The 26101-nt window shown below is 73.1% G+C and carries 23 protein-coding genes; 10 read left to right on the top strand and 13 right to left on the bottom strand.

Features of this window, described 5'->3' with window-relative positions; genetic code table 11:
* The first annotated feature begins 31 nt into the window (after positions 1 to 31).
* Positions 32 to 895, top strand: coding sequence for an alpha/beta hydrolase (locus AB0N81_RS03780; RefSeq protein WP_365355343.1), 864 nt, complete (start codon positions 32 to 34; stop codon positions 893 to 895).
* Between the two features lie 106 nt (positions 896 to 1001).
* Here the strand turns inward: AB0N81_RS03780 and pdxH are convergent, their stop codons facing one another.
* Positions 1002 to 1637, bottom strand: coding sequence for a pyridoxamine 5'-phosphate oxidase (gene pdxH / locus AB0N81_RS03775; protein WP_365355670.1), 636 nt, complete (start codon positions 1635 to 1637; stop codon positions 1002 to 1004).
* Between the two features lie 350 nt (positions 1638 to 1987).
* Between pdxH and AB0N81_RS03770 the strand changes: the two genes are divergently transcribed.
* Positions 1988 to 3088: a citrate synthase 2 gene (locus AB0N81_RS03770; protein WP_365355342.1), complete on the top strand. Its 1101-nt coding sequence runs from the start codon at positions 1988 to 1990 to the stop codon at positions 3086 to 3088.
* 52 nt (positions 3089 to 3140) lie between these two features.
* Here AB0N81_RS03770 and AB0N81_RS03765 read toward each other — a convergent pair whose 3' ends face one another.
* The 9 genes from AB0N81_RS03765 to AB0N81_RS03725 all read right to left on the bottom strand — a co-directional run bounded on the left by AB0N81_RS03765 (position 3141) and on the right by AB0N81_RS03725 (position 13065).
* Positions 3141 to 3734, bottom strand: a complete 594-nt coding sequence (locus tag AB0N81_RS03765; protein ID WP_365355341.1) for a TetR/AcrR family transcriptional regulator — start codon at positions 3732 to 3734, stop codon at positions 3141 to 3143.
* The gene (locus AB0N81_RS03760; protein WP_365355340.1) at positions 3722 to 4456 is read right to left on the bottom strand and encodes an enoyl-CoA hydratase family protein; all 735 of its coding nucleotides are present in this window, start codon (positions 4454 to 4456) and stop codon (positions 3722 to 3724) included. Before AB0N81_RS03760 ends, AB0N81_RS03765 begins: the two co-directional genes overlap by 13 nt.
* 12 nt (positions 4457 to 4468) lie before the next feature.
* Positions 4469 to 5659 (bottom strand): acyl-CoA dehydrogenase family protein, encoded by a 1191-nt coding sequence (locus AB0N81_RS03755; protein WP_365355338.1) that lies wholly within the window; start codon positions 5657 to 5659, stop codon positions 4469 to 4471.
* Positions 5656 to 7536, bottom strand: a complete 1881-nt coding sequence (locus AB0N81_RS03750) for a biotin carboxylase N-terminal domain-containing protein (protein WP_365355336.1) — start codon at positions 7534 to 7536, stop codon at positions 5656 to 5658. Before AB0N81_RS03750 ends, AB0N81_RS03755 begins: the two co-directional genes overlap by 4 nt.
* Positions 7537 to 7568: 32 nt before the next feature.
* Entirely contained in the window at positions 7569 to 9173 is a 1605-nt protein-coding gene (locus AB0N81_RS03745; protein ID WP_365355334.1) for a carboxyl transferase domain-containing protein, read from the bottom strand.
* Complete coding sequence (locus tag AB0N81_RS03740) at positions 9170 to 10879, bottom strand: acyclic terpene utilization AtuA family protein (protein ID WP_365355333.1); 1710 nt, start codon at positions 10877 to 10879, stop codon at positions 9170 to 9172. Before AB0N81_RS03740 ends, AB0N81_RS03745 begins: the two co-directional genes overlap by 4 nt.
* Complete coding sequence (locus AB0N81_RS03735; RefSeq protein ID WP_365355331.1) at positions 10876 to 10998, bottom strand: hypothetical protein; 123 nt, start codon at positions 10996 to 10998, stop codon at positions 10876 to 10878. Before AB0N81_RS03735 ends, AB0N81_RS03740 begins: the two co-directional genes overlap by 4 nt.
* Complete coding sequence (locus AB0N81_RS03730; protein WP_365355330.1) at positions 10995 to 11792, bottom strand: TIGR03084 family metal-binding protein; 798 nt, start codon at positions 11790 to 11792, stop codon at positions 10995 to 10997. Before AB0N81_RS03730 ends, AB0N81_RS03735 begins: the two co-directional genes overlap by 4 nt.
* 124 nt (positions 11793 to 11916) lie before the next feature.
* On the bottom strand, positions 11917 to 13065 hold the full coding sequence (locus AB0N81_RS03725) for an EamA family transporter (RefSeq protein WP_365355328.1): 1149 nt from the start codon (positions 13063 to 13065) through the stop codon (positions 11917 to 11919).
* 154 nt (positions 13066 to 13219) lie between these two features.
* Between AB0N81_RS03725 and AB0N81_RS03720 the strand changes: the two genes are divergently transcribed.
* Positions 13220 to 14146 (top strand): LysR family transcriptional regulator, encoded by a 927-nt coding sequence (locus AB0N81_RS03720; RefSeq protein ID WP_365355327.1) that lies wholly within the window; start codon positions 13220 to 13222, stop codon positions 14144 to 14146.
* Here AB0N81_RS03720 and AB0N81_RS03715 read toward each other — a convergent pair.
* Entirely contained in the window at positions 14125 to 17106 is a 2982-nt protein-coding gene (locus AB0N81_RS03715) for an FAD-binding and (Fe-S)-binding domain-containing protein (RefSeq protein WP_365355325.1), read from the bottom strand. The genes AB0N81_RS03720 and AB0N81_RS03715 overlap by 22 nt on opposite strands.
* Positions 17107 to 17263: 157 nt before the next feature.
* Here AB0N81_RS03715 and AB0N81_RS03710 point away from each other — a divergent pair, with 157 nt between their 5' ends.
* The 7 genes from AB0N81_RS03710 to serC all read left to right on the top strand — a co-directional run bounded on the left by AB0N81_RS03710 (position 17264) and on the right by serC (position 24130).
* Positions 17264 to 18898, top strand: coding sequence for an ATP-binding protein (locus tag AB0N81_RS03710; protein ID WP_365355324.1), 1635 nt, complete (start codon positions 17264 to 17266; stop codon positions 18896 to 18898).
* Positions 18895 to 19353, top strand: coding sequence for a roadblock/LC7 domain-containing protein (locus AB0N81_RS03705; protein ID WP_365355323.1), 459 nt, complete (start codon positions 18895 to 18897; stop codon positions 19351 to 19353). The genes AB0N81_RS03710 and AB0N81_RS03705 overlap by 4 nt, the downstream gene beginning before the upstream one ends.
* Entirely contained in the window at positions 19350 to 19706 is a 357-nt protein-coding gene (locus AB0N81_RS03700; protein ID WP_365355321.1) for a DUF742 domain-containing protein, read from the top strand. Before AB0N81_RS03705 ends, AB0N81_RS03700 begins: the two co-directional genes overlap by 4 nt.
* Positions 19687 to 20343, top strand: a complete 657-nt coding sequence (locus AB0N81_RS03695; protein ID WP_365355319.1) for an ATP/GTP-binding protein — start codon at positions 19687 to 19689, stop codon at positions 20341 to 20343. The genes AB0N81_RS03700 and AB0N81_RS03695 overlap by 20 nt, the downstream gene beginning before the upstream one ends.
* A complete protein-coding gene (locus AB0N81_RS03690; protein ID WP_365355317.1) occupies positions 20340 to 21602 on the top strand; it encodes a cytochrome P450 in 1263 nt (420 codons plus the stop codon). The genes AB0N81_RS03695 and AB0N81_RS03690 overlap by 4 nt, the downstream gene beginning before the upstream one ends.
* A complete protein-coding gene (locus tag AB0N81_RS03685; protein WP_365355316.1) occupies positions 21599 to 22819 on the top strand; it encodes a cytochrome P450 in 1221 nt (406 codons plus the stop codon). The genes AB0N81_RS03690 and AB0N81_RS03685 overlap by 4 nt, the downstream gene beginning before the upstream one ends.
* 192 nt (positions 22820 to 23011) lie before the next feature.
* Positions 23012 to 24130, top strand: coding sequence for a phosphoserine transaminase (serC, locus tag AB0N81_RS03680; protein ID WP_365355314.1), 1119 nt, complete (start codon positions 23012 to 23014; stop codon positions 24128 to 24130).
* Positions 24131 to 24189: 59 nt separating this feature from the next.
* Here serC and AB0N81_RS03675 read toward each other — a convergent pair whose 3' ends face one another.
* Both AB0N81_RS03675 and AB0N81_RS03670 read right to left on the bottom strand, forming a co-directional pair.
* Positions 24190 to 25029, bottom strand: a complete 840-nt coding sequence (locus AB0N81_RS03675) for an ABC transporter permease (protein WP_365355312.1) — start codon at positions 25027 to 25029, stop codon at positions 24190 to 24192.
* Positions 25026 to 25991 carry an ATP-binding cassette domain-containing protein gene (locus AB0N81_RS03670; RefSeq protein ID WP_365355310.1) on the bottom strand — a complete coding sequence of 322 codons (966 nt, stop codon included), beginning with the start codon at positions 25989 to 25991 and terminating at the stop codon, positions 25026 to 25028. Before AB0N81_RS03670 ends, AB0N81_RS03675 begins: the two co-directional genes overlap by 4 nt.
* Positions 25992 to 26101 lie beyond the last annotated feature (110 nt).

The following is a 26101-nucleotide window of genomic DNA, read 5'->3' as shown; positions in this document are numbered from 1 at the left end:
CCGGGCGGGACCAAGGGGGGTGCCAGGAATCATGGTGCGGCGCATCGATGTGACGGGCACAGGTGGCGTACGCCTCGCCGCCTGGGAGTACGCCGACCCTCCCAAGGTCAGGGAGGCCGACGGGGCGCCCGGTGGGGTGCTGTTGCTGCACGGCCTGATGGGCCGCGCCTCGCACTGGGCGGAAACCGCCCGCTGGCTGTCCGGGCGGCACCGCGCGGTCGCACTCGACCAGCGCGGCCACGGCAGGAGCGACAAGCCCGCCGACGGCCCCTACACCCGCGATGCCTACGTGGACGACGCCGAGGCCGCCCTCGTCCAGCTCGGCCTCGCCCCCGCCGTCCTCATCGGCCACTCCATGGGCGCCCTCACCGCCTGGCAGCTCGCCGCCCGCCGCCCCGACCTCGTCCAGGGCCTCATCGTCTGCGACATGCGGGCCTCCGCGCTCGGGGCCGCCTCCCAGCGCGAGTGGGAGGACTGGTTCAAGTCCTGGCCGGTGCCGTTCGCGACGCTCGCCGACGTACGCAGGTGGTTCGGCGAGGACGACCCTTGGGTGGAGCGGCCCAATCCCGCGCGCGGCGAGTTCTTCGCCGAGGTGATGGCCGAGGGCCCGGACGGCTGGCGGCCCGTCTTCGACCGCGCCCAGATGCTCAGCTCCCGCGAGACGTGGGTGCACGACGCGCACTGGGAGGAGCTCATCCAGGTCCGCTGCCCGGCGCTCGTCGTGCGCGGCCAGGACGGCGAGCTCGGCCGGGCCGAGTCCCAGGAGATGGTCCGCGTACTGCCCCGCGGGGAGTACGCGGAGGTCGCCGACGCGGGCCACCTCGTGCACTACGACCAGCCGGAGGCGTGGCGCGCCGCGGTCGAACCGTTTCTGGACGGGGTCCTGACCGGGTGACGTGGTGCCCCGCGCGGGGGGCGCCGTCGATCGTGGCCTTCGGCCTACTCGTCCTCAATCGCCGGACGGGCTGGAACACCCCGGTCCGCGGCCGGCAGCGCGGGGCTCACGGGCTCAGGCGCTCCACCCGCCAGGTCCCGCCGGCCTCTTCCCGTACGTAGCGCAGGCGGTCGTGGAGCCTGTCCGCTCTGCCCTGCCAGAACTCCACCGCCAGCGGGGTCACCCGGAAGCCGCCCCAGTCCGGAGGGACCGGGACCTGTTCGCCCTCGGGGTAGCGGGACGCCAAGTCGGCGTAGGCGCGGTCGAGTTCGCCGCGTGAGGCGAGCACGGAGGACTGGGCGCTGGCCCAGGCGCCGAGCTGGGAGCCGTGCGGGCGGGTGCGGAAGTAGGCGACCGTCTCCTCGCGCCCGACGCGCTCCGCGGTGCCGGTGACGATCACCTGGCGGGCCACCGCGTGCCAGGGGAACAGCAGCGAGACGTACGGGTTCGCGGCGAGCTCACGGGCCTTGCGGGAACCGTAGTTGGTGTAGAAGACGAAGCCCCGCTCGTCGAAGCCCTTCAGGAGCACCGTGCGGGAGCTGGGGCGGCCCGCCGCGTCGGCCGTGGAGACGACCATCGCGTTCGGCTCGTGGACGGCGTCCCTGTCACGTGCCGCCTCCTTGAACCAGAGGGCGAACTGGTCCATGGGCACGGCCGGCAGCTCGGCCTCGGAGAGCCCGCCGGTGGCGTACTGCTCACGCATGTCAGCCGGTTCCGGGAGCGGGGCGCTGGAGTCGGTCACACGGTCATCTTGCCGTATTTGCCACGGCCACAGGGGGCGGGAAGGGAACGCGCGCGCCACGGAGAGGTGACGTGTGGCACTGAGTGCCGCATTCCGTCGCCAAAGGTGGCACCAAGGGATATCGTCCTGCTGCCGCAACGGTTGGGTGACCACCAGCCTCACGGGGCATCACCGGGAGGACCGTTCCGGACCGCGAGTCGCCGGACCGCCGCGCATCGGCGGGCACGACCGTGGAACCGGACCGGAAACGCCCACCTTTGACACTTGGTCATGAGCTGATCGCTGTCGAACCCATCATGAGGAGCCGCCTGATGTCCGACTTCGTACCTGGTCTTGAGGGAGTCGTCGCGTTCGAGACGGAGATCGCCGAACCGGACAAGGAAGGCGGCGCGCTCCGCTACCGCGGCGTCGACATCGAGGACCTGGTCGGCCACGTCTCCTTCGGGAACGTGTGGGGCCTGCTCGTCGACGGCGCCTTCGACCCCGGACTGCCGCCCGCCGAGCCCTTCCCGATCCCGGTGCACTCCGGCGACATCCGCGTCGACGTCCAGTCCGCCCTGGCGATGCTCGCACCCGTCTGGGGTCTGCGCCCGCTGCTCGACATCAGCGAGGAGCGGGCCCGCGAGGACCTGGCGCGGGCCGCCGTCATGGCCCTCTCGTACGTCGCCCAGTCCGCGCGCGGGCAGGGCCTGCCGATGGTCCCGCAGCAGGAGATCGACAAGGCCGGGACGGTCGTCGAACGGTTCATGAAGCGGTGGCGCGGGGAGCCCGACCCCAAGCACGTCCAGGCCGTCGACGCGTACTGGACGTCGGCCGCCGAGCACGGCATGAACGCGTCCACGTTCACCGCCCGCGTCATCGCCTCCACCGGCGCGGACGTGGCGGCGGCGCTCAGCGGGGCCGTCGGCGCGATGTCCGGGCCGCTGCACGGCGGTGCCCCGTCCCGGGTCCTCGGCATGATCGAGGAGATCGAGCGCACGGGGGACGCGGTCGCGTACGTGAAGCAGGCGCTGGACAAGGGTGAGCGGCTGATGGGCTTCGGGCACCGGGTGTACCGGGCCGAGGACCCGCGGGCGCGGGTGCTGCGGCGCACCGCGCGCGAGCTGGGGGCGCCCCGGTTCGAGGTCGCGGAGGCGCTGGAGAAGGCGGCCCTCGACGAGCTGCACGCCCGCAGGCCCGACCGCGTCCTCGCCACGAACGTGGAGTTCTGGGCGGCGATCGTCCTCGACTTCGCCGAGGTGCCGGCGCACATGTTCACGTCGATGTTCACGTGCGCGCGGACCGCCGGGTGGTCGGCGCACATTCTTGAGCAGAAGCGGACGGGGCGCCTTGTCCGTCCCTCGGCGCGGTACGTGGGGCCGGGCAGCCGCAGCCCTCAGGAGATCGCGGGGTTCGGCGACATCGTTCGCTGACCCCGCTCCTCGATCGCCGGAGGGGCTGAAATCTCCCCCGGCGATTGAGGGATCAGGCCCTCAGCGCCCCCTCCACCAGCACCGTCCACTGCGCCACCACCCGCTCCCTCCTCGCCCCGTCGTCCGTCAGCAGGTTCGCGAGGCCCAGGCCACGCGCCATGTCCAGGAGGCCCTGGATCGTTTCGCGGACGCCGGGGCGGGACTCGTCCGCGTCGAGGAGGGACACCGCGATGCGGTGTGTCTCGCGGCCCACGCGGGATTCGAGTTCCGTGACGCGGGAGCCGAGCGCGGGCTCGTTCGACGCGGCCACCCACAGGTGGAGGGCCGCGCGGAACAGTGGGCCTGTGTAGAGGTCGACGAGGGCCGCGACCACCGAGGCCCTGTCCTGCGCGGGCAGGGAACGCAACGCCGTGGAGCGCTGTTCGGCGACGTACTCCACGGCGGCCGTGAAGAGGTCCTCCCGGGTGGGGAAGTGGTGCTGGGCCGCGCCCCGCGAGACGCCCGCCCGCTCGGCGACCACCGACACCGTCGAGCCGCCCCAGCCGTGCTCGGCGAGGCAGGACACCGCGGCCTCCAGGAGTTTCTGGCGCGTGGCGCGGCTGCGGTCCTGCTTGGGCGCGCGGTCGGCGGCGGTCACAGCACCCATGGGCGCTCCCGTCGTTCGAGGAACGCCGTCATCCCCTCGCGGGCCTCGGCGGAGCCGAAGAGCCGCGCGGACAGGGCCATGAGGGCGTCCGATTGGTCGTCGAATGCGTCGAGCACCCTAGCCGTGAGCAGCTTCTTCGTCTCGGCCAGGGCGCCCGGCGCCGCTGCCCGGAACCCGTCGAGCATGGGTGCGAGGGCGGCGTCGACGTCCGTCGCGTACGCGGTGACCAGGCCGATCCTGGCCGCCTCCGCCGCGTCGAAGCGCTCCCCGGTGAGGCAGTAGCGGGACGCGGCGCTCGGGTCGAGGCGGGGCAGGAGGGGCAGGGAGATCACGGCGGGAGCGACGCCGATGTGGACCTCCGTGAACGCGAAGGAGGCGTCCGGGCCCGCCACCGCCGTGTCGCACGCGCCGAGCAGCCCGAGTCCGCCCGCCCGCACGTGCCCGCTCACGCGCGCCACGACGGGCTTGGGGAGCGCCACGATCTGCCGGAGCAGCCGCACGAAGTCCCGCGGGTCGGGCGGCGCCTTCAGGTCGGCGCCCGAGCAGAACGTCGTCCCGGTGTGGGTGAGCAGGACCGCGCGGGTCCCGGCGTCCTTGCCGAGGTCGTCGAGCGCCTCGGCCAGGGCGCCCAGCAGGTCCGCCGAGAGCGCGTTGCGCCGCTCGGGGCTGTCCAGGGTGACGGTGGTGATGCCGCGCGCCGGTGAAGAGACGGAAAGACTCACGGGAAGCGCTCCTCAGTAGGACTTGGGCAGGCCCAGCGTCTGGTGCGAGACGTAGTTGAGGATCATCTCCCGGCTCACCGGGGCGATCCGTGCCACGCGCGACGCCACGATCAGCGAGGCGAGGCCGAACTCCTTCGTCAGGCCGTTGCCGCCCAGCGTGTGCACGGACTGGTCGACGGCCTTCACGCAGGCGTCGGCGGCGGCGAGCTTCGCCATGTTGGCGGCCTCGCCCGCGCCGACGTCGTCGCCCTCGTCGTAGAGCCGGGCGGCCTTCTGCATCATCAGGCGGGCGAGTTCGATCTCGACGTGGGACTGGGCGAGGGGGTGCGCGATGGCCTGGTGGGCGCCGATCGGGGACTTCCACACGCTGCGTTCCTTGGCGTACTCGACGGCGCGGGACAGCGCGTACCGGCCCATGCCGAGCGCGAACGCGGCCGTCATGATGCGCTCGGGGTTGAGGCCCGCGAAGAGCTGGAGGAGGCCCGCGTCCTCGTCGCCGACGAGCGCGTCGGCGGGCAGCCGCACATCGTCGAGCACGAGTTCGAACTGCTTCTCGGCGGCCTGGAGTTCCATGTCGATCTGCCGCCGCTCGAAGCCCGGGGCGTCGCGCGGGACGATGAACAGGCACGGCTTGAGGTTGCCGGTCCGCGCGTCGGACGTACGGCCGACGATGAGCGTCGCGTCGGCGATGTCGACACCGGAGATGAACACCTTGCGGCCGGTCAGCAGCCAGTCGCCGGAGTCGGGGTCGCGGCGGGCGGTGGTGGTGATGCGGTGGGAGTTGGAGCCCGCGTCGGGTTCGGTGATCCCGAAGGCCATGGTGCGGGAGCCGTCGGCGAGGCCGGGCAGCCAGGCCCGCTTCTGCTCCTCGGTGCCGAACCGGGCGATGACGGTGCCGCAGATCGCGGGCGACACCACCATCATCAGCAGGGGGCAGCCCGCCGCCCCCAACTCCTCCAGGACTATGGACAGTTCGGCGATTCCGCCGCCCCCGCCGCCGTACTCCTCGGGCAGGTTCACGCCCAGGTAGCCGAGCTTCGCGGCGTCCGCCCACAGCTCGTCGGGGTGGCCGCCGGCGCCCGCGACGCGGGTCAGGTAGTCGCGGCCGTACCGGCGCCCGAGTGCGGCGACGGCGGTGCGCAGGGCCTGGTGCTCCTCGGTTTCGAGGACGGTGCTGCGAGCGGTGCTTCGAGCGGTGCTCATGAGACTTCTTCCTCTTGGGCGGCGGCTTGGACGACGGCGAGCAGCGCGCCGACCTCGACCTGGCGGCCGGGCACGGCGTGCAGGGCGGTGAGCGTTCCGGAGGCGGGGGCGCAGATGCGGTGCTCCATCTTCATGGCCTCCAGCCAGACGAGGGGCTGCCCGGCGGTGACCTGCTGCCCCTCGGTGACGCCGTCCGCGACGCGGACGACGGTGCCGGGCATCGGGGCGAGCAGCGAGCCGGGTGCGCGGCGGGCGGTGGGCTCGGGGAGCAGGGGCAGCGGGGTGAGGGCGGTGTCCCCGGTGGGCGTGCCGACGTGGACGCGGTCTCCGTACCGCTCGACCGTGTACGTGCGTCGTACGCCGCCCGCTTCGAGTACGACGAGTCCGCCCGTCACACTGATCACGCTCACCCCGTCGGCGGCGGGGCCCTGCCGGGTGTGGTGGTAGCGCACCTCGTGCTCGGTGCCGTCGGGTTCGCTGCGGTAGCGCTTGAGGTGGGGCTGGGAGCGCAGGTTGCGCCAGCCGCCGAACCGGGAGACTCCGTGCGCGTCGGCGAGCGCGGCGGCCAGCGGGGCGTGCGGGTCGGGGGCGGCGGCCGTGAGGGCGGGCGCGTGCCGGTCGTAGAAGCCGGTGTCCATGCGGGCCCCGGTGAACTCGGGGTGGCGCAGGGAGCGTACGAGCAGGTCGCGGTTGGTGACCGGGCCGTGGACGGCGGCGCGTTCCAGGGCGCCCGCCAGTTTGCGCACGGCCTCGGCGCGCGTCGGCGCGTACGCGACGGCCTTGGCGAGCATCGCGTCGTAGTGCACGCCGATGGTGTCCCCTGCGGTGTACCCGGTGTCGAGGCGCACTCCGCCGGGCACGTCGAGGCGGTGCAGGGTGCCGGTCTGCGGGGCCCATCCGGCGGCCGGGTCCTCGGCGTAGAGGCGGGCCTCGACGGCGTGGCCGTGCGCGGGCGGCGGGTCCTTCTCCAGGGCGAGGCCCTCGGCGATCCGGATCTGCAGCGCCACGAGGTCGAGGCCGAACACGGCCTCGGTGACGGGGTGTTCGACCTGGAGGCGGGTGTTCATCTCCAGGAAGTGCGCCCGGCCTTCGGCCACCAGGAACTCGACGGTGCCCGCGCCGCGGTAGTCGGTGACGCGGGCGGCGCGCACGGCCTGCGCGTACAGCTCGGCGACCAGGTCCGGCGCGAGGCCGGGGGCCGGGGCCTCCTCGATGACCTTCTGGTGTCTGCGCTGGAGGCTGCAGTCGCGGGTGCCGAGGGGCCACACGGTGCCGTGCGCGTCGGCCATGATCTGCACCTCGACGTGCCGGCCGCCCTCGACGTACGGCTCGACGAACACCTCGCCGTCACCGAAGGCACTGGCGGCCTCGGCCTGCGCGGCCGCCAGCTCGCCCGCCAGTTCCGCCATGTCGCGCACGACGCGCATGCCGCGCCCGCCGCCGCCCGCGGACGCCTTCACGAGGACGGGCAGGTCTTCCTCGGTGACGTCCCCGAGCGGCTCGACGCCCATCAGTTCCTTGGCGCGCGTCTTGGACGCCATCGCCTCGATCGCCTCGGGCGGCGGCCCGATCCAGCGGAGGCCCGCGTCCAGGACGGCGCGCGCGAACCCGGCGTTCTCGGAGAGGAAGCCGTAGCCGGGATGGACCGCGTCGGCGCCCGCGGCCTGCGCGGCCTTCACGACGAGGTCGCCGCGCAGATACGTGTCGGAGGGCGCCGCCCCCGGCAGGCGTACCGCGGTGTCGGCCTCGCGCACGTGCAGGGCGTCCGCGTCGGCGTCGGAGTACACGGCGACGGTGGCGATGCCGAGGTCGCGGCAGGTGCGGAAGACGCGGCAGGCGATCTCGCCCCGGTTGGCCACCAACAGGGAAGTAATCATGGGGAGTTCCTCACGTCCATCGGTCAAGGTCCTCACATCCGGAAGACGCCGAAGCCGCCGCGTGCGCCCTCGTAGGGGGCGGTGTGGATCACGGAGAGGCAGAGGCCGAGGACGGTACGGGTGTCGCGCGGGTCGATGACCCCGTCGTCGTAGAGCCGCCCGGACAGGAACATCGGCAGCGACTCGGACTCGATCTGCTGCTCCACCATGGCGCGGAGCCCGGCGTCCGCCTCGTCGTCGTACGGCTGTCCCTTGGCCTGCGCGGAGGCGCGCGCCACGATCGAGAGGACGCCCGCGAGCTGCTGGGGGCCCATGACCGCGGACTTGGCGCTGGGCCAGGCGAAGAGGAAGCGGGGGTCGTAGGCGCGGCCGCACATGCCGTAGTGCCCGGCTCCGTAGCTCGCCCCCATGAGCACCGACAGGTGTGGCACCCGCGAGTTGCTGACCGCGTTGATCATCATCGCGCCGTGTTTGATGATGCCGCCCTGCTCGTACTCCTTGCCGACCATGTAGCCGGTGGTGTTGTGCAGGAAGAGCAGCGGGATGTCGCGCTGGTTGGCCAGCTGGATGAACTGGGCGGCCTTCTGGGACTCCTCGGAGAACAGCACGCCCCGCGCGTTGGCGAGGATGCCGACGGGGTAGCCGTGCAGGGCGGCCCACCCGGTGACGAGTGAACTCCCGTACAGAGGCTTGAACTCGTCGAAGTCGGAGCCGTCGACGATGCGGGCGATGACCTCACGCGGGTCGAACGGCTTCTTCAGGTCGTCGGGGACGATGCCGAGCAGCTCGTCCTCGTCGTACGCGGGCTCCGCGATGTCCGCCGGGTCCGGATCGGCGTACGCCTTGCGCCAGTTGAGCCGCGACACGACCCGGCGGGCCTGGCGCAGCGCGTCGCGCTCGTCCTCGGCGAGATAGTCGGCGAGGCCGGAGGTGCGGGCGTGCATCTCGGCGCCGCCGAGCGACTCGTCGTCGCTCTCCTCTCCGGTCGCCATCTTCACCAGGGGCGGGCCGCCGAGGAAGACCTTCGCCCGCTCCTTGACCATGATCACGTGGTCGCTCATGCCGGGTACGTAGGCGCCGCCGGCGGTGGAGTTCCCGAAGACGACGGCGATGGTCGGAATCCCGGCCGCCGAGGACTGGGTGAGGTGTTTGAAGAGGGCGCCGCCCGGGATGAAGATCTCCTTCTGCGAGGGCAGGTCGGCGCCCCCGGACTCCACGAGGTGGATGGACGGCAGCCGGTTCGCGTGCCCGATCTCGTGCGCCCTGAATGCCTTCTTCAACGTCCAGGGGTTGGAGGCACCGCCCCTGACCGTCGGATCATTGGCGGTGATCAGACACTCGACGCCCTCGACGACGCCGATGCCGGTGACCATGGAGGCGCCGACGGGGTAGTCGCTGCCCCAGCCGGCGAGCGGCGACAGTTCGAGGAACGGGGTGTCCGGGTCGAGGAGCAGCTCGATCCGCTCCCGGGCGAGCAGCTTGCCGCGTTCGCGGTGCCGCTCGACGTACTTCTCCCCTCCCCCTTCGAGCGCCTTGGCCTGTTCGGTGTCGAGCTCGGCGAGCCGGTCCAGCATGACCCGGCGGTGCTCGGCGTACTCGGCGCTCGCGGGGTCGAGCGCGGACGCGAGGACGGTCACAGCAGTACCTCCGGTATGTCCAGGTGGCGGGCGCGCAGCCACTCCCCGAGGCCCTTGGCCTGCGGGTCGAAGCGGGCCTGCGCGGCCACGCCCTCGCCGAGCAGCCCCTCGACGACGAAGTTCAGGGCGCGCAGGTTCGGCAGGTCGTGGCGTACGACGGTCAACTCGGCGGTCTCCGGGAGGAGTTCACGAAGCCGCTCGACGGTCAGCTCGTGGGCGAGCCACCGCCACGCGTCGTCGGACCGCACCCACACGCCGACGTTCGCGTCGCCGCCCTTGTCGCCGCTGCGGGCCCCGGCGACGAGGCCGAGGGGGGCGCGGCGGGTGGGGCCGCCGGGTGGCAGGGGTGCGGGCAGCGGCGCGGGGGGCGGTGTTTCGAGTACGCGGGTGTCGGCGCCGGAGGGGAGGGGGACGCGCTCCCCGCCGGGCAGGACCGCGACATGCTCGACGGTGTCGCGGTCGACGTGGGCCGCCTCGAAGACCCCGTACGGCGAGCCCTTGCCGGGCGGCGCGGTCACGTGGAAGCCGGGGTAGCTGGCGAGGGCCAGCTCGATCGCGGCGCCGCTGAGCGTGCGGCCGACCGTGTCCGCGTCGGCGTCCCGCACGACGAGGCGGAGCAGGGCGCTGGCGCTCTCCTCGGTGGGCGCGTCGGCGCGGTCGGTGCGGGCCAGCTCCCACCGCACGTCGGCGGGACGGGACGTGGCCCGGTCGAGGGCGTCCTCGATCTGGGCGCGGACGACGGCGGCCTTCGCCTCGATGTCGAGGCCGGTGAGAACGAAGACGACTTCGTTGCGGAAGCCTCCGAGGCGGTTGAGGCCCGCCTTGAGAGTGGGGGGCGGCGCCTCACCGCGCACGCCGTCGATCCGGACGCGGTCGGGGCCGGCCTGGGTGAGGGTGACGGTGTCGAGGCGTGCGGTCACATCGGGTCCCGCGTACCGGGCGCCCTGCGTCTCGTACAGGAGCTGCGCGGTGACGGTCCCGACGTCGACGAAGCCGCCGGTGCCGTCGTGCTTGGTGATGACGGACGAGCCGTCCTCGTGGATCTCGGCGAGCGGGAACCCGGGATGGCGCAGGAGCCCCAGCTCCCTCCCTCCCCCGGTGAAGAAGGCGTAGTTGCCGCCGGTGGCCTGCGCGCCGCACTCCAGGACGTGCCCGGCGACGACGGCCCCCGCGAGCCGGTCGTACTCCGTCGGCCCCCATCCGAAGTGGGCGGCGGCGGGCCCGCTGACCAGGGCGGCGTCGGTGACGCGCCCGGTGACGACGATGTCGGCCCCCGCGTCCAGGCAGGCGGCGATGCCGGCGCCGCCGAGGTAGGCGTTGGCGGTGAGGGCGCCGGGGAAGCGGCCGCCGAGGTCGTCGCCCTCGACGTGGGCGACCCGCAGCGCGCCGAGCCCGAGCCGTCCCGCCAGTTCCCGTACGGCGTCGGCGAGCCCGGCAGGGTTGAGCCCGCCCGCGTTGGCGACGATGCGGACGCCCCGCTCGTGGGCGATCCCGAGGCACTCCTCCAACTGCCGGAGAAAGGTCTTCGCATACCCCCGCGAGGGGTCTTTGAGCCGGTCACGGCCGAGGATGAGCATGGTGAGCTCGGCGAGATAATCCCCGGTGAGAACGTCGAGCGTCCCCCCGGTGAGCATCTCGCGCATGGCACCGAACCGGTCCCCGTAGAACCCGGAGGCGTTACCGATCCGCAGGGGACGTGCGGTCACTGCGCGGCTCCTTTCGGGGGGCGGCCGGGGAGGGGCGGCCCGGCGAAGGCCCGGACGAGGGGCGGGTGGTGGGCGGCGTCGGGGCGTTCGGCCCATGCGAGGGAGGCGGTGCGGGTCACTGGGTGGCTCCCTTTGGGGGGCGGCCGGGGCCCGGGGGGCCTGCGAAAGCCTGGGCCAGGGTCAGCCAGTGGGTGGCGTCCGGGCCCTTTGCCTGTAGTGACAGGTCGGCGTGGTGGGCGCGTTGGGTGACGAGGAGGCAGAAGTCGAGTGCCGGTCCGGTCACCCGCTGGGCGGCGTCCTCGGGGCCGTACGCCCACACCTCCCCCGTCACGGGCGAGGTCAGCTCGACCCGGAACTCCTCGCCGGGGGCGCGCAGTCCGCGTACGGCGAAGGCGAAGTCCCGCGCCCGCACGCCGATCCGCGCGACGTGCCGCAGCCGGTCGGTCGCGGCCCGCGTCACACCGAGCGCGTCCGCGACGTCCTGGCCGTGCGCCCAGGTCTCCATGAGCCGCGCCGACGCCATGGAAGGCACGGCCATGGGCGGCCCGTACCAGGGCAGCCGCGTCCCGGCGGGAGCCTCGCTCAGGACCCGCCACAGCTCGTCGCGCCCGGCCCGCCAGCGGGCGAGCAGTTCGGCGGGCGGCAGCGCGGCACCCTCCTCGGCCCCCTCGTCCACGAACGAGTCCGGTGCCGCCGCGGCCTTCTCGACCTCGGCGGCGAAGGCCTCGGGGTCGGTGGCGGCGAGCAGCGCGGCCCGGTCCGTCCAGGTGAGGTGCGCGATCTGGTGGGCGACGGTCCAGCCGGGCGCGGGCGTCGCGAGGGACCATCGCTCCTCGCCCGCCCCGGCCACGAGACGGTCGAGTTCCTCGCTCTCGCTGCGCAGGTCGTCGAGCACGGGCAGGGCATCGGACACGAAACGCTCCCCTCGGGGCACGAACGGGGTCTCCCCTGCCCCTACGTACGAAGCCGAGGGCTCGGGAAGTGCCAAGTGCCTGGGAGCATGGCAGCGCTCAGAGAAACAAGCAAGCGTGCTTGCATTACTTTTCGGACGGCGGCCCGACCGGTGCGGGGGTGCTGTCGACGGCCGCACCGGGGGCGGGCTCGGCCTCCGCACCGGGGGCGGGCTCGGCCGCCTCGTCGACCACGGAACCCGCCGCCGGACCGGCCGCCGGATCAGCCGCCGGACCGGTCGGCGGACCGGTCGGCGAACCCGCCACCGGCCCCTCCGCCGCCCGTACCCCACGCCGCCCCACCTGCGTCCGCACCGCACCCATGCTCGCCGCGATGACCAGCGCGATCGCGAGCGCCTCGACGGCGGAGAGCGTCTGGTTCAGGACGAGGAAGCCTGCGACGGACGCGATGGCCGGTTCCAGGCTCATCAGGACCGCGAAGGTGTGCGCGGGCAGCCGCCGCAGCGCGAGGAGTTCGAGCGTGTACGGCAGCACGGACGACATCACCGCGACGGCCGCGCCGAGCGCCAGCGTGCCCGGCTGCACCAGCTTCGACCCGGCGTCGGCGATCCCGATCGGCAGGAAGAGCACGGCCGCGACGACCATCGCGAGGGCCAGCCCGTCGGCCTGCGGGAAGCGCCGCCCGGTGCGCGCGCTGAAGAGGATGTACACCGCCCACATCGCGCCGGCGCCGAGGGCGTAGGCGACCCCGACCGGGTCGAGCCCGTCGAACCCGCCCCCGCCACCGAGCAGGAAGACACCGCAGAGGGCGAGTCCCGCCCAGACCAGGTTCATGGCGCGGCGCGAGGCGAGCACGGAGAGCGCGAGCGGGCCGAGGACCTCCAGGGTGACGGCGGGGCCGATGGGGATGCGGGCGACGGACTGGTAGAAGAGGCCGTTCATCCCGGCCATCGCCACGCCGAACGCGACGACCGTGCCCCAGTCGGCCCGCGCGTACCCCCGCACCTTCGGCCGGCACACGGCGAGCAGCACGAGCGCGGCGAGGACGAGCCGCAGCGTCACGATGCCGACCGCCCCCACCCTCGGCATCACGCTCACGGCGACCGCGGCGCCGAACTGCACGGAGATCCCGCCCGCGAGCACGAGTCCGACGGGGCCGAGGGCTCCGACGCGGCCGCGGATGCCCTGCGGGGTCGTCGTGGATGCCGCCTGATCGCTGCGGGAGACGTTCACGGGCGAGCCTTTCCCGAGGTTCAGTGTCATGTACTTCGCCATGCAATGTAGTGCACTACGCCAGCATTGTGGTGCGGTTTTACTGCTGTACGCAAGCCGCGTCCGGCCCCGTCCCGGGCACGCCCCCACACCGAAGCTACGACTCTCCGGCACGGCTTGTGAAATGCCGATTGCGCTCCCGTTATGCTCCGCGGACATGACCGAGCCGACCAGGGCCCGCGCCCTCGAACTGCGCCACCTGCGCTGTTTCCTCGCGGTCGCCGAGGAGGGCAGCGTCACCCGCGCCGCCGCCCGCCTCCGCATCACGCAGCCCGCCGCGTCCCGCACGCTCGCCGCGCTGGAGGACGCACTCGGCGCACGGCTCGTGGACCGTTCGACGCACCACCTCACGCTCACCGCCGCCGGGCACGCCTTCCGCGACCGGGCGGCGGTCGCCGTCGCCGCGTTCGAGGACGCGCTGGACGCGGGCCGCTCGATGCGCAGGCCGCTGCGGCTCGGACACGCGTGGTCGGCGGCGGGCCCCTACACCACTCCTCTCCTACGCCGGTGGCGCGCGGCGCACCCCGATGTCCCGCTGGAACTCCTGCGCATCGACGACCGCACGGCGGGGCTCACCCGCGGCGCGGTCGACGTCGCGCTGCTGCGGGGCCCGGTCGACGCCCCCGGCCTGGTCACCGAGCTCCTTCATACGGAGCGCCGGGTGGCCGCCGTGCCCGCCGACAGCCCCCTCGCGGACCGTGCCGGGCTGACCCTCGCGGACCTGGCACGCCACCCGATCGCCCTCAACTCCGTCTCCGGCACCACGACACTCGACCTGTGGCCCGCCGACGGCCGCCCCACCTCCACGATCACCGTCGCCAACACCGACGACTGGCTGGCCGCGATCGCCGCCGACCGCGCGGTGGGCGTCACGACCACCGCCACCCCCGACATGCACCCGCACCCCGCGGTCGCCTACGTCCCCCTCACGGACGCCCCACCGCTCCCCGTCTCCCTGACCTGGCGGGACGGCCCGACCCCACACCCGTACGTACGCGAACTGGTCGAACTGGCCAGGGAAATCACGCGCGGGCAGGCGACGCGTGGTCAGGACATGCCCGGTTACCCGTCCCCGGAGCTCTGATCCCGGCCTGTCGCCTCCCGGCCCGTCGTCCCCCGGCCCGTGACCGACCGGCTTCCCCCCTCTCCCCCGATGCCCTCCGCCAGCACCTCCGCCAGGTGGCGACCCCGCACCCCCGCCAGCTGCGTCAGCTGGGTCCGGCAGGAGAAGCCGTCGGCCAGGATCACCGGGGCGACGTCACCTTCCGCGCCCGTATCTGCTGCCGCCTTCGCCTCGGTCACCGACGGCAGCAGTTGTTCCTCGGCGCAGGCCTTGGAGACGTCGTAATGGCCACGCTCGAAACCGAAGTTCCCGGCGAGGCCGCAGCAGCCGCCGCTCAACTCGCCCGTCAGGCCCGCCTTCGCGCGAAGGCGCCGCTCCGCCGCGTCGCCCAGGACCGCGTGCTGGTGGCAGTGGGTCTGGCCGGCCACGGGGCGGCCGACGTGCGGCGGCCGCCACTGCGGGGCCAGTTCCTCGACGGCCTGCGCGAACGTGCGGACCGCCGCTGCGAGCCGGTGGGCGCGCGGGTCGTCGCCGAGCAGTTCGGCCAGGTCGGAGGTGAGCGCGGCCGCGCAGGACGGCTCCAGGACGACGACCGGTGTCCCCGCGTCCAGGGCGGGCTCCATCCGGTCGAGGGTGGCGCGCAGGACGGTACGGGCGCGGTCGAGCTGCCCCGTGGAGACGTACGTCAGACCGCAGCACACGCCGCGCGGCGGCACCGCGACGGTGAGTCCCGCGTCCTCCAGGACCGCCACCGCGGCTTGCCCCACGGACGGCGAGAGGTGGTCGGTGAAGGTGTCGGGCCACAGCACGACATCGGCCAGGACCCCGGCCCGGCGCCCCCCACCGCCTCCGCCCCTGCCGCCGTACCTGCCTCCGCCCCTGCCTCCGTTCCTGCCGTGCCACCACTGCCGGAACGTCCGCGGTGCCACCTCAGGGACCGCCCGCTCGGGGGCGATCCCGCCGAGCCGCTTGGCGAGTGCGGCCAGTGGGCCGACACGGGCCAGCGCGTTGACGACCCGGGCCGTGCGCGTCGCCGAGACGGCCCGCAGCCAGCGCGGCAGCCACCCCATCGCGTAGTGGGCGGCGGGCCTGCGGCGGCCCTTGTAGTGGTGGTGCAGGAACTCCGCCTTGTACGTGGCCATGTCGACGCCCACCGGGCAGTCGGAGCGGCAGCCCTTGCAGGAGAGGCAGAGGTCGAGCGCGTCCCTGACCTCCGTGGAGCGCCAGCCGTCCGTCACCACCTCGCCGGCGAGCATCTCGTGCAGCAGGTGGGCGCGGCCGCGTGTGGAGTGCTCCTCTTCGCCCGTGACACGGAAGGACGGGCACATGACGCCGGTGGGGGAAGCCGGTGTCCCGGTGCGGCACTTGGCCACGCCGACGCACCGCCTGACGGCCGCGGAGAAGTCGCCGCCGTCCTGCGGGTAGCCGAAGACGACGTCGACGGGCTCGCGGGGCAGGGGGGCGAACCGCAGGTCGGCGTCGAGGGGCGCGGGCCGTACCAGCATGCCGGGGTTGAGCAGGCCCGACGGGTCCCACAGGTCCTTCACGCGTTCGAAGACGCCGATGAGCTCGGGCCCGTACATCTTCGGGAGGAGTTCCGCGCGTGCCTGTCCGTCGCCGTGTTCTCCGGAGAGGGACCCTCCGTGTGCGACGACGAGGTCGGCGACGTCTTCGGAGAAGTGCCGGAAGCGGGCGACGCCTTCGGGGCTCATCAGGTCGAAGTCGATGCGTACGTGGATGCAGCCGTCTCCGAAGTGGCCGTACGGGGTGCCGCGCAGGCCGTGTTCGCCGAGCAGGGCCCTGAAGTCGCTCAGGTAGGCGCCGAGTCGGGCGGGCGGCACCGCGCAGTCCTCCCAGCCGGGCCAGGCCTCGGACCCGTCGGGCATGCGGGTGGCCGTCCCGCTGGCGTCCTCGCGCACCCGCCACAGCGCCCGCTGCCCGGCCTGGTCGTCGACGACCAGGGCGCCCATGGTGTCCCCGGAGGCGGCCCGCACGATCGTGTCGGCACGCGCGCGTGCCTCGGCCGGGGTGTCGCCGCCGGTCTCCACGAAGAGCCAGGCGCCGCCCTTGGGCAGGCCGTTCTCCTGGGAGGTGCCGCGCACGAGGTCGGCGGCCATGCCCTCGACGGTCAGCGGCCCGTGCGGCAGGAGCCCTGCCGCGGCTTCGGCGGCGGCGCTCTCGTCGGCGTATCCGAGTACGGCCAGCGCACGCGCGCGGGGTGCCTCGACGAGGCGTACGACCGCTTCGGTGAGGACGCCGAGCGTGCCCTCTGAGCCGCAGAAGGCGCGCGCGAGATCCGTGCCGCGTTCGGGGAGCAGCGCGTCCAGGGCGTATCCGGAGATGCGGCGCGGCAGGTCGGGGAAGCCGGTGCGCAGGAGCGCGAGGTCGCCGTCCACGAGCGCCCGCAGTCCCGCGGGGGCTCCGTCCCAGCCCTTGGCGAGGTGGCGGGACGCGCCCGTGCCGTCGACTACGGAGAGGGCGGATACGTTGTCGGCGGTCGTGCCCCAGGCCACCGAGTGCGACCCGCAGGAGTTGTTGCCGATCATTCCACCGAGGGTGCAGCGGCTGTGCGTGGAGGGGTCGGGGCCGAAGGTGAGGCCGTGCGGGGCGGCGGCGGTGCGCAGGTCGTCCAGGACGACGCCCGGCTGCACCACGGCGGTGCGCTCCGCGGGGTCGATGGACACGATGCGGTTCATGTGGCGGGTGAAGTCGAGGACGACGCCGACTCCGGTGGCCTGTCCGGCGATCGAGGTGCCCGCGCCGCGCGGGACGGCCGGCACGTTCCGCTCCCGGCAGACCGCGAGCGCGGCCGCGACGTCGTCGGCGTCGCGCGGGGCCACCACCGCCACGGGCACCCGGCGGTAGTTGGAGGCATCCATGGTGTGCAGGGCGCGTGCGGTGACGGAGAGGTCCACGTCGCCGCGCACGGCGGCGCGCAGGTCCTGTGCGAGGCCGCCGGCATCTGCGTCGAGATCGCTCATGCCGTCCAGGATGCCCCCGCACGGGCCCCTCCCGGCCACCCCGCCTCACCCGTTTTCACACGATCCGGACGGGAAGATTCCCAACCCGGTCGATAACTCTCCTATAGTGATCTCGACTTGAGCAGAGTGTGTCGCTTCCGATCGAGGACCCCGATTGATGACCGCGCCAACCCCCCTAGCGCGCAACGGGACGGAGCGCCCTCCGCTGCGCCCGACCGCGCTCGTCCTACTGGCCGGCGCCCTGGCCACAGCGGCCGTCGCCGGAGCCGCGGTGGGCCTCGCGCCCGCCTCCGTGCGCACCCCCCTGGCCTGGGGCTCCGGTGCCGCGGCCCTCGCACTCAGCGTCGCCGTGGCGCTCGCGTTCCACTTCTTCCGCGCCAACGCCCTGCTGCGCGCCCGCGTGGACGCCGTACGGCTGGACGCCGACCGGCTCGTCCATGAACAGGCCGCGCGGACAGCGGAGTTCACCCGCGAGCGGACCGCGCTCACCGAGTACTTCGCCCGTGAGCGCACCGAACTGACCGTGCGAGCCCGCACCGCCGAGTCCGAGCGGGCCGCCGCCCTCGCCGCGTGCGCCAACGCGGCGGGACGCATGCAGGCCCTGGCCACCGGCATGCTCGCCGACCTGCGCGAGATGGAGGGCAGGCACGCCGACGAGGACGTGCTCACCGACCTCCTGCACCTGGACCACAGGACGGCGCAGGCGGGCCGCATCGCCGACTCGGTGGCGGTGCTCACCGGCGCCCGCTCCGGCCGGCGCTGGTCCCGGCCCATCGTCATGGAGTCGATCCTGCGCGGCGCGATGGGCCGCATCGGCGGCTACCAGCGCGTGCGCGTCCACTCGGCCAGCGAGGTCGCGGTCGCGGGCCACGCCGCCGAGGGCGTCATGCACGCCCTCGCCGAGATCCTCGACAACGCGGCGAACTTCTCGCCGCCCACCTCCGAAGTGCACGTCTACATCGAGGAGGTCGCGGCCGGCGTCATCATCTCCGTCGAGGACAGCGGCCTGGTGATGGGCGCCGTGCAGCAGCGCCGCGCCGAGCGTGCCGTGTCGGGCGAGGCGACGGGGCTCACCGGCCTCTCCGGCACCCGGCTCGGCCTCGCGGTGGTCGGCAGGCTGGCCCGCAAGCACGGACTGACGGTGTCGTTCCGGCCGTCGGCGCGGGGCGGCACGGGCGTACTCCTGCTGATACCCCAGGAGCTGCTCTCCCGGCCCTCGGAGATGACCCCGGCCCCGGTCCCGGCATCGCTGACGGCCGCGTCGTCCACGACCACGGCAGCCCTCCCCGCCCCCTCCCCCGCACGCACACCGGCCGAGCTCCCGGCCCTTGCGAAGGAGGAGACCACCACCGGCTCCCCGGCACCCGCGAGCGCGCCGGAGGGCACGTGGGGGGATGTGCGCACGGAGCACCGGGCCGACCGTGACGTCCAGGAACTCCCGACGCGGCGCAGGGATGGCGAGTACGCACCTCCCCCCGCGGCCCCGCACCCGCAGACGGACCCCGGACACCCGGCACAGTCCGTCCCCGACGCGCCCCTCCCCAAGCGCCCCCGCGGCCGCACCCTCGCCGCCGCCGAGCGGGCCCGTGCCGACAGTGACACGGGGGAGACCCGCAGGCCCCGCGCCCCCGGCGCCGCGAGCACCGCGGCCCGCTTCAGCAGCTTCCGCCAGGCCGTCCGCACCACGCCCACGGACCCCCGGGACCCCTCGGACCCCTCGGACCCGTCCGAGGGCGTGCACAAGGACGCCACCGCAACTCCCCCGCACCCGGAAGGCGACACCCCCCGATGACCACCGGCACCACCCCCGGCCCCAACCCCGGCAGCACCACCGACGCCAAGCTCACCTGGCTGCTCGAAGGCCTCCTGGAGCGCACGCCCGGCGCCCGCCACGCCCTCGTGCTCTCGCGTGACGGACTGAAGCTGTGCCGCACGCCCGAGCTCTCCGTCGACCAGGCCGACCAGCTGGCCGCGATAGCCGCCGGCATCCAGTCCCTCTCGCACGGCGCGTCCGCCGAGTTCGGCGACGGCAGCGGCGGCGTCCGCTCGGCGATGGCCGAGTTCTACGGCGGCATCCTCTTCATCGTCGAGGCGGGCGAGGGCGCCCACCTCGCGGTCATCGCCGCCGAGGACGCCGACGCGGGCCTCGTCGGCCACACCATGAGCGAACTGGTCGAGCAGCTCGGCGAGCACCTGCGCGCCGCGCCCCGCGCGGACGACGCCCCCCGCACCCCGCCCGCCTCATGAGCCGCCCCGGCCGGGACGACTCCCCCGACCGGCTGTACACCCTCACCGGGGGTCGCAGCCGGTCGGCGCCCGACGCGCCCTTCGACCTGGTGACGCTCGTCGTCGCCGAGTGCGCTCCGGTCCCCGGCATGCAGTCCGAGCACGCCGCGATCCTGCGGCTGTGCGGCCTGCCCACGGCGGTCGTGGAGATCGCCGCGGAGCTGCGCCTACCGGTGAGCATCACCCGCATCCTGCTGTCCGACCTGCTCGACGCGGGCCGGATCAGCGCCCGCCACCCGCGTTCGGGCCCCACCCACAGCCTTCCCGATTCCGATCTCCTGGAGCAGGTGCTCGTTGGACTCCGCAATCTCTGAACGCAGCTCTGAACGCAGCGCCACCGGCCCCGCCCGAACAGAGCTGACCGCCACCGCCGACAACGGTCTGAAGATCGTCGTGGTCGGCGGCTTCGGCGTCGGCAAGACGACACTGGTCCGTTCCGTCAGCGAGATCCGGCCCCTCAACACCGAGGAGACGATGACGCAGGCCGGCCGGGGCATCGACGAGACGGGCGGCCTCGACGGCCTGCGCGGCAAGACGTCCACGACCGTCGCCTTCGACTTCGGCCGCATCACGCTCGACGCGCACAACGTCCTCTACCTCTTCGGCGCACCCGGCCAGGAACGCTTCTGGTTCCTGTGGGACCGCCTGTTCTCCGGCACGCTCGGCGCGGTCGTCCTCGTCGACACCCGCCGCCTGGAGGACTCCTGGTACGCGATCGACCGCCTGGAGCACCACGGCACGCCGTTCATCGTGGCCCGCAACGACTTCGGCGGTCCCGCGCACACCGCCGAGCAGCTGCGCGAGGCGCTCGACCTCGACCCCGGGGTGCCGCTCATCGACTGCGACGCGCGCTCCCGCGAGTCCAGCAAGAACGTACTGATCACTCTCGTCGAACACCTCCAGTCGCTGTACGCGCACCAGCTGACCGCCGCCCAGGAGACCACCCCGTGACCTGCCCCGTAACCGGCGCCGCGCCCGGTCCCGTACCGCTCTCAGGACCGCGGTTCGCCACCGAACCCGCCCAGCTGTACCGGGAGATGCGGCGCGACCACGGCCCCGTCGCCCCCGTGCTCCTCGACGGCGACGTACCGGCCTGGCTGGTGCTCGGCTACCGCGAACTCCACCAGGTCACCGGCGACCCGCTCCTGTACAGCCGCGACTCCGAGCTGTGGAACCAGTGGCCGAACATCCCCGCCGACTGGCCGCTGCTCCCCATGATCGGCCACAAGCAGCCGTCGATCCTCTACACCGTCGGCGAGCGGCACACCCGGCGCGCCGCGATGATCGCGCACGCCCTCGAAGCGGTCGACCCCTTCGAACTCAAGGCGCACGCCGAGCAGTTCGCGGACGAGCTGGTCGACCGCTTCTGCGGCAAGGGCGCCACGGAGATCATCTCCGAGTACGCGATGCTGCTCCCGGTCCGCGTCCTCGCCCGCATCTACGGCTTCTCCGACGAGCAGGGCCCCGGCCTCGTCACCGCCATGAACGACATGATCGACGGCCGCGAACGTGCCCTTGCGGGACAGCAGCACCTCGCGTCGTCGATGGCCCGCCTCATCGCCGACAAGCACGCGGAGCCGGGCACCGACGTCGCCTCGTACATGCTGGAGACGCAGCTCGCGAAGGACGGCTCCGGCTTCACCGACGAGGAGATCGCACAGGACCTGATGGTGATGATGGCCGCGGGCCACCAGCCGTCCGCCGACTGGATCGGCAACTCGCTGCGCCTGATGCTCACCGACGACCGCTTCGCCGCGTCCCTGTTCGGCGGCCGGCACAGCGTCGCGGAGGCCATGAACGAGGTCCTGTGGGAGGACACGCCGACGCAGAACGTCGCCGGGCGCTGGGCCTCGCGCGACACCCAGCTCGGCGGCCGCCGCATCAACGCCGGTGACCTGCTCCTCCTCGGCCTTGCCGCCGCCAACTCCGACCCGCAGGTCCGCACCGACGGCTCCGCCCTGACCGGTGGCAACAGCGCCCACTTCTCCTTCGGCCACGGCGAGCACCGCTGCCCCTTCCCGGCCCAGGAGGTCGCCGAGGTCATCGCGCGGACGGGCATCGAGGTGCTCCTCGACCGCCTGCCCGACCTCGACCTGGCGGTCCCCGCCGACTCCCTGACCCGCCGCCCGTCGCCGTGGCTGCGCGGCCTGACCGAACTGCCGGTGAGCTTCACCCCGACCCCGACCTCAGCGTTTGGAGACTCCAGATGACGCGCATCGCCCTGGACCCGTTCGTCACCGATCTCGACGGGGAGAGCGCACGGCTGCGCGCGGCGGGCCCGCTCGCCGAGGCGGAGCTGCCGGGCGGCGTCCCGGTGTGGGCGGTCACGCACCACGCCGAGGCGCGCCGGCTCCTCACCGACAAGCGCCTGGTGAAGGACATCGAGGTCTGGGGCGCGTGGCGGCGCGGCGAGATCCCCGCCGACTGGCCGCTGATCGGCCTCGCCAACCCCGGCCGCTCCATGCTGACGGTGGACGGCGAGGAGCACCGCAGGATGCGCGCGCTGGTCGCGCAGGCGCTGACGCCGCGACGGGTGGAACGGATGCGGGCCCGCATCGCGGAACTGACGGAGGGCCTCCTGGACGCCCTCCCCACGGTCCCCCAGGTCATCGACCTGAAGGCGGAGTTCGCCTACCCGCTCCCCATGTACGTCATCAGCGACCTGATGGGCGTCGACGAGGCGGACCACCCGCGCCTGAAGGTCCTCTTCGACAAGTTCTTCTCCACGCAGACGCCCCCGGAGGAGGTCGTGGCGACGCTAGGCGAGCTCGCCGAGATGATGGGCAAGGTCGTCGCGGCCCGCCGCGCGGAGCCCGGCGACGACCTGACGAGCGCGCTGATCCAGGCCTCCGAGAACGGCGACCACCTCACGGACGAGGAGATCGTCTCCACGCTGCAGCTGATGGTCGCGGCGGGCCACGAGACGACCATCTCCCTCATCGTCAACGCGGTCGTCAACCTCTCCACCCACCCCGACCAGCTCGCCCTCGTCCGCTCCGGAGAGGCCGGCTGGGACGCGGTGATCGAGGAGACCCTGCGCTACTCCACGCCGACCTCGCACGTCCTGATCCGCTTCGCCGCGGAGGACGTCCCCGTCGGGGACAAGGTCATCCGGCAGGGTGACGCGCTGATCGTCTCCTACGGCGCGATAGGCCGCGACGAGCACGCGCACGGTCCGACGGCGGGCGTCTTCGACATCACCCGCACGTCCCCCACCCGCCACATCTCGTTCGGCCACGGCCCGCACGTGTGCCCCGGCGCGGCGCTCTCCCGCCTGGAGGCGGGCGTGGCTCTCCCGTCCCTGTACGCCCGCTTCCCGGACCTGACCCTGGCGGTCCCGCCCTCGGCTCTCCGCAACAAGCCGGTGGTGACGCAGAACGACCTGTACGAGCTGCCGGTGATTTTGCGGCCGGCCGCAGGTATTTGAGCCTGTCCGGCGATTGAGGACGAGCGCGGAGCGCGAGGAATCAGCCTCTCCGGCGTTTGAGGAATCAGCCTCTCCGGCGTTTGAGGAGCGGGGTCCGGGGCGGAGCCCCGAGGCGTCCGCCCCCGGTGGGGTCGCGATCTCAGCCGACGGACACGAACAAGACGGGGCGCCCTGAGCCGATAGGCTCCCTCCGTGGCTGAGATCCAGATTCCCGCTGACATGAAGCCCGCCGACGGCCGTTTCGGCGCGGGCCCCTCCAAGGTGCGTACGGAGGCGCTGGACGCCCTGGCCGCCACCGGCACCTCCCTCCTCGGTACGTCCCACCGCCAGGCCCCGGTCAAGAACCTGGTGGGCCGGGTGCGTGAGGGCATCGCCGACCTCTTCTCCCTCCCTGAGGGTTACGAGGTGATCCTCGGCAACGGCGGCTCCACCGCGTTCTGGGACGTGGCGACGCACGGCCTGATCGAGAACAAGTCGCAGCACCTCAACTTCGGCGAGTTCTCCTCCAAGTTCGCGAAGGCGTCGAAGCTCGCCCCGTGGCTGGCCGAGCCGACCGTGATCGCGAGCGACCCGGGCACGCACCCGGACCCGAAGGCGGAGGCGGGCGTCGACGTCTACGCCTTCACGCACAACGAGACCTCGACCGGCGTCGCGGCGCCCGTCAAGCGCGTCGAGGGTGCCGACTCCGGCTCCCTCGTCCTCGTGGACGCCACGTCCGGCGCGGGCGGCCTCCCGGTCGACATCGCCGAGTCGGACGTCTACTACTTCGCCCCGCAGAAGTCCTTCGCGTCCGACGGCGGCCTGTGGATCGGCGTCTTCTCCCCGGCGGCGATCGAGCGCGCCGAGCGCGTCCACGCGTCGGGCCGGCACATCCCGGAGTTCTTCTCGCTCCCCACGGCGATCGACAACTCCCGCAAGAACCAGACGTACAACACCCCGGCGCTCGCCACGCTGTTCCTGCTCGCCGAGCAGCTGGACTGGATGAACTCGCAGGGCGGCCTGGAGTTCACGACGGGCCGCACGGCCGCGTCCTCGCGCACGCTGTACGGGTGGGCGGAGGAGTCCAAGTACGCGACGCCGTTCGTCACGGACCCGGCGAAGCGCTCGCAGGTCATCGGCACGATCGACTTCGCGGACGAGATCGACGCGGGTGCTGTCGCGAAGACGTTGCGGGCCAACGGGGTCGTCGACACGGAGCCTTACCGCAAGCTCGGTCGCAACCAGCTGCGGGTCGCGATGTTCCCGGCGATCGACCCGGCGGATGTCGAGGCGCTGACCAAGTGCATCGACTACGTGATCGAGAAGCTCTAGCCGTACGCATGTGAAGGGCGCCGGCACGCTGACGTGCCGGCGCCCTTCCGCGTGTCACCTCAGCGACTCAGCTGCTTGAACTTCCTCACCGCCAGCGGCAGGAACACCAGCGAGATCACGATCGGCCAGACCACGGCCATCAGGACCGCGTTCTGCTCGACCCAACTGGAACCGCCCGCGCCGGGGTTGCCGAAGAGCTCACGGGTGGCCGTACCCGTCGAGGAGACGGGGTTCCACGCGGCGACCGGCGCCAGCCAATCCGGCATCAGGGACGGCGCCACGAAGACGCTGGAGATCATCGTGAGCGGGAAGGCCACCGCGTACAGGCCGCCCGCCGCCTCCGGGGTCGGCACGACGAGGCCGAGGAAGACGCCCACCCAGATCAGGCTGAACCGCAGGAACAGCAGCAGCCCGAAGGCGAGCAGCGTGTCGACGACGCCCGCGCTGGAGCGCCAGCCGATGGCGAGTGCGGTCAGCGCGAGGATGGTCAGCTCGGCGCAGGCCACGATGAGGTCGGCGAGGCCGCGCCCCGACGCCACCGCAGAGGGGGCCATCGGCATCGAGCGGAAGCGGTCGATGACGCCCTTCGTGGAGTCCGTGACGACGCCCATCGCGGTGTTCATGAACCCGAAGGCCATGGTCATCACGAACATGCCGGGCATCAGGAACTGCTTGTAGTCGCCGTCCTCGCCGCCGCCGGGCACCTTCATCGCCTCGCCGAAGACGAAGCCGTACAGCAGCACGCTGATGATGGGGAAGCCCAGCTGCCAGGCGATGGTGACGGGCTGGCGCAGGAAGTGGGTGAGGTAGCGGCGGGTGACGTTCCAACAGTCGGAGAGGGCCCAGAACAGGCGCCCGTGCGCCGCCTGCGGGGTCTCGGGGGTGAGGGCGACGCTCATGCGGCGGTCTCCGTTCCGTGGGTCGCGCCGGTCAGGCGCAGGAACACGTCGTCGAGGCTGGGCCTGCGCAGGCCGATGTCCTCGACGTCGATGCCCTCGTCCCGCAGGTTCCGCGCCACCTCGGTCAGGGCGCCGACCCGGTCGGTCACGGCGGCCTGCACGCGGCGCTCCACGTCGATGGTGAGCGGCTCGCCGTCGCAGACGCGGGCGACGGCCTTCACGGCGGCGGGCAGGTCGGCGGAGTCGCGCACCACGACGTCGAGGTGGCTGCCGCCCACCGTGTTCTTCAGGCCGTCGGGGGTGTCGTCGGCGATGGCCCGGCCACGGTCGATGACGGTGATGCGGGAGGCGAGCCGGTCGGCCTCTTCGAGGTACTGGGTGGTGAGCAGCACGGTCGTGCCACGCGCCACCAACTCCCGCACGGTGTCCCAGACTTCGAGGCGGCTGCGCGGGTCGAGGCCGGTGGTCGGCTCGTCCAGGAAGAGGACGGCGGGCGCGAGGATCATGGAGGCGGCGAGGTCGAGCCTGCGCCGCATGCCGCCGCTGTACTGACCGGCCCCCTTCTCCGCCGCGTCCTGGAGGTGGAACTGTTCCAGGAGTTCGTCGGCGCGCTGCCGGGCCCGCCTGCCGCCCAGGTGGAAGAGGCGGCCGAACATCTCCAGGTTCTGGCGGCCGGTGAGGATTTCGTCGACCGCCGCGTACTGACCGGTGAGGCCGATGCGGCTGCGGACGAGGCCGGACTCGCGGACCACGTCGGCGCCGGCGACCTCGGCGCGGCCGCCGTCGAGCCGGACGAGTGTGGAGAGTATCCGTACGGCGGTGGTCTTGCCCGCGCCGTTGGGCCCGAGGAGTCCGTGCACCGTGCCCTGTTCGACGTACAGGTCGAAGCCGTCCAGGGCGCGCTTCTCCCCGTACCGCTTCTCAAGCCCTTCGGCCCGTACCGCGAAGCCGTTCCCGTTCATCGACCGCCTGCTCATCGACCGCCCGTTCATCGACCGCCCCTTCTCACGCACTGCTCTCTGGCACACCGGACGACACCCTTCTGGGTACGCCGTACTCAATAGAGAGTACA

The organism is Streptomyces sp. NPDC093510, from assembly GCF_040683555.1.
Classification (GTDB): domain Bacteria; phylum Actinomycetota; class Actinomycetes; order Streptomycetales; family Streptomycetaceae; genus Streptomyces.
This window is presented reverse-complemented; position numbering and strand designations above follow the sequence as displayed.

Coding starts and splice junctions, on each gene's coding strand:
- AB0N81_RS03780 (WP_365355343.1), top strand. CDS start 32: ATGGTGCGGCGCATCGATGTGACGGGCACAGGTGGCGTACGCCTCGCC.
- pdxH (WP_365355670.1), bottom strand. CDS start 1,637: ATGCGTGAGCAGTACGCCACCGGCGGGCTCTCCGAGGCCGAGCTGCCG.
- AB0N81_RS03770 (WP_365355342.1), top strand. CDS start 1,988: ATGTCCGACTTCGTACCTGGTCTTGAGGGAGTCGTCGCGTTCGAGACG.
- AB0N81_RS03765 (WP_365355341.1), bottom strand. CDS start 3,734: ATGGGTGCTGTGACCGCCGCCGACCGCGCGCCCAAGCAGGACCGCAGC.
- AB0N81_RS03755 (WP_365355338.1), bottom strand. CDS start 5,659: ATGAGCACCGCTCGAAGCACCGCTCGCAGCACCGTCCTCGAAACCGAG.
- AB0N81_RS03750 (WP_365355336.1), bottom strand. CDS start 7,536: ATGATTACTTCCCTGTTGGTGGCCAACCGGGGCGAGATCGCCTGCCGC.
- AB0N81_RS03725 (WP_365355328.1), bottom strand. CDS start 13,065: ATGGCGAAGTACATGACACTGAACCTCGGGAAAGGCTCGCCCGTGAAC.
- AB0N81_RS03720 (WP_365355327.1), top strand. CDS start 13,220: ATGACCGAGCCGACCAGGGCCCGCGCCCTCGAACTGCGCCACCTGCGC.
- AB0N81_RS03715 (WP_365355325.1), bottom strand. CDS start 17,106: ATGAGCGATCTCGACGCAGATGCCGGCGGCCTCGCACAGGACCTGCGC.
- AB0N81_RS03710 (WP_365355324.1), top strand. CDS start 17,264: ATGACCGCGCCAACCCCCCTAGCGCGCAACGGGACGGAGCGCCCTCCG.
- AB0N81_RS03705 (WP_365355323.1), top strand. CDS start 18,895: ATGACCACCGGCACCACCCCCGGCCCCAACCCCGGCAGCACCACCGAC.
- AB0N81_RS03700 (WP_365355321.1), top strand. CDS start 19,350: ATGAGCCGCCCCGGCCGGGACGACTCCCCCGACCGGCTGTACACCCTC.
- AB0N81_RS03685 (WP_365355316.1), top strand. CDS start 21,599: ATGACGCGCATCGCCCTGGACCCGTTCGTCACCGATCTCGACGGGGAG.
- AB0N81_RS03675 (WP_365355312.1), bottom strand. CDS start 25,029: ATGAGCGTCGCCCTCACCCCCGAGACCCCGCAGGCGGCGCACGGGCGC.
- AB0N81_RS03670 (WP_365355310.1), bottom strand. CDS start 25,991: ATGAACGGGAACGGCTTCGCGGTACGGGCCGAAGGGCTTGAGAAGCGG.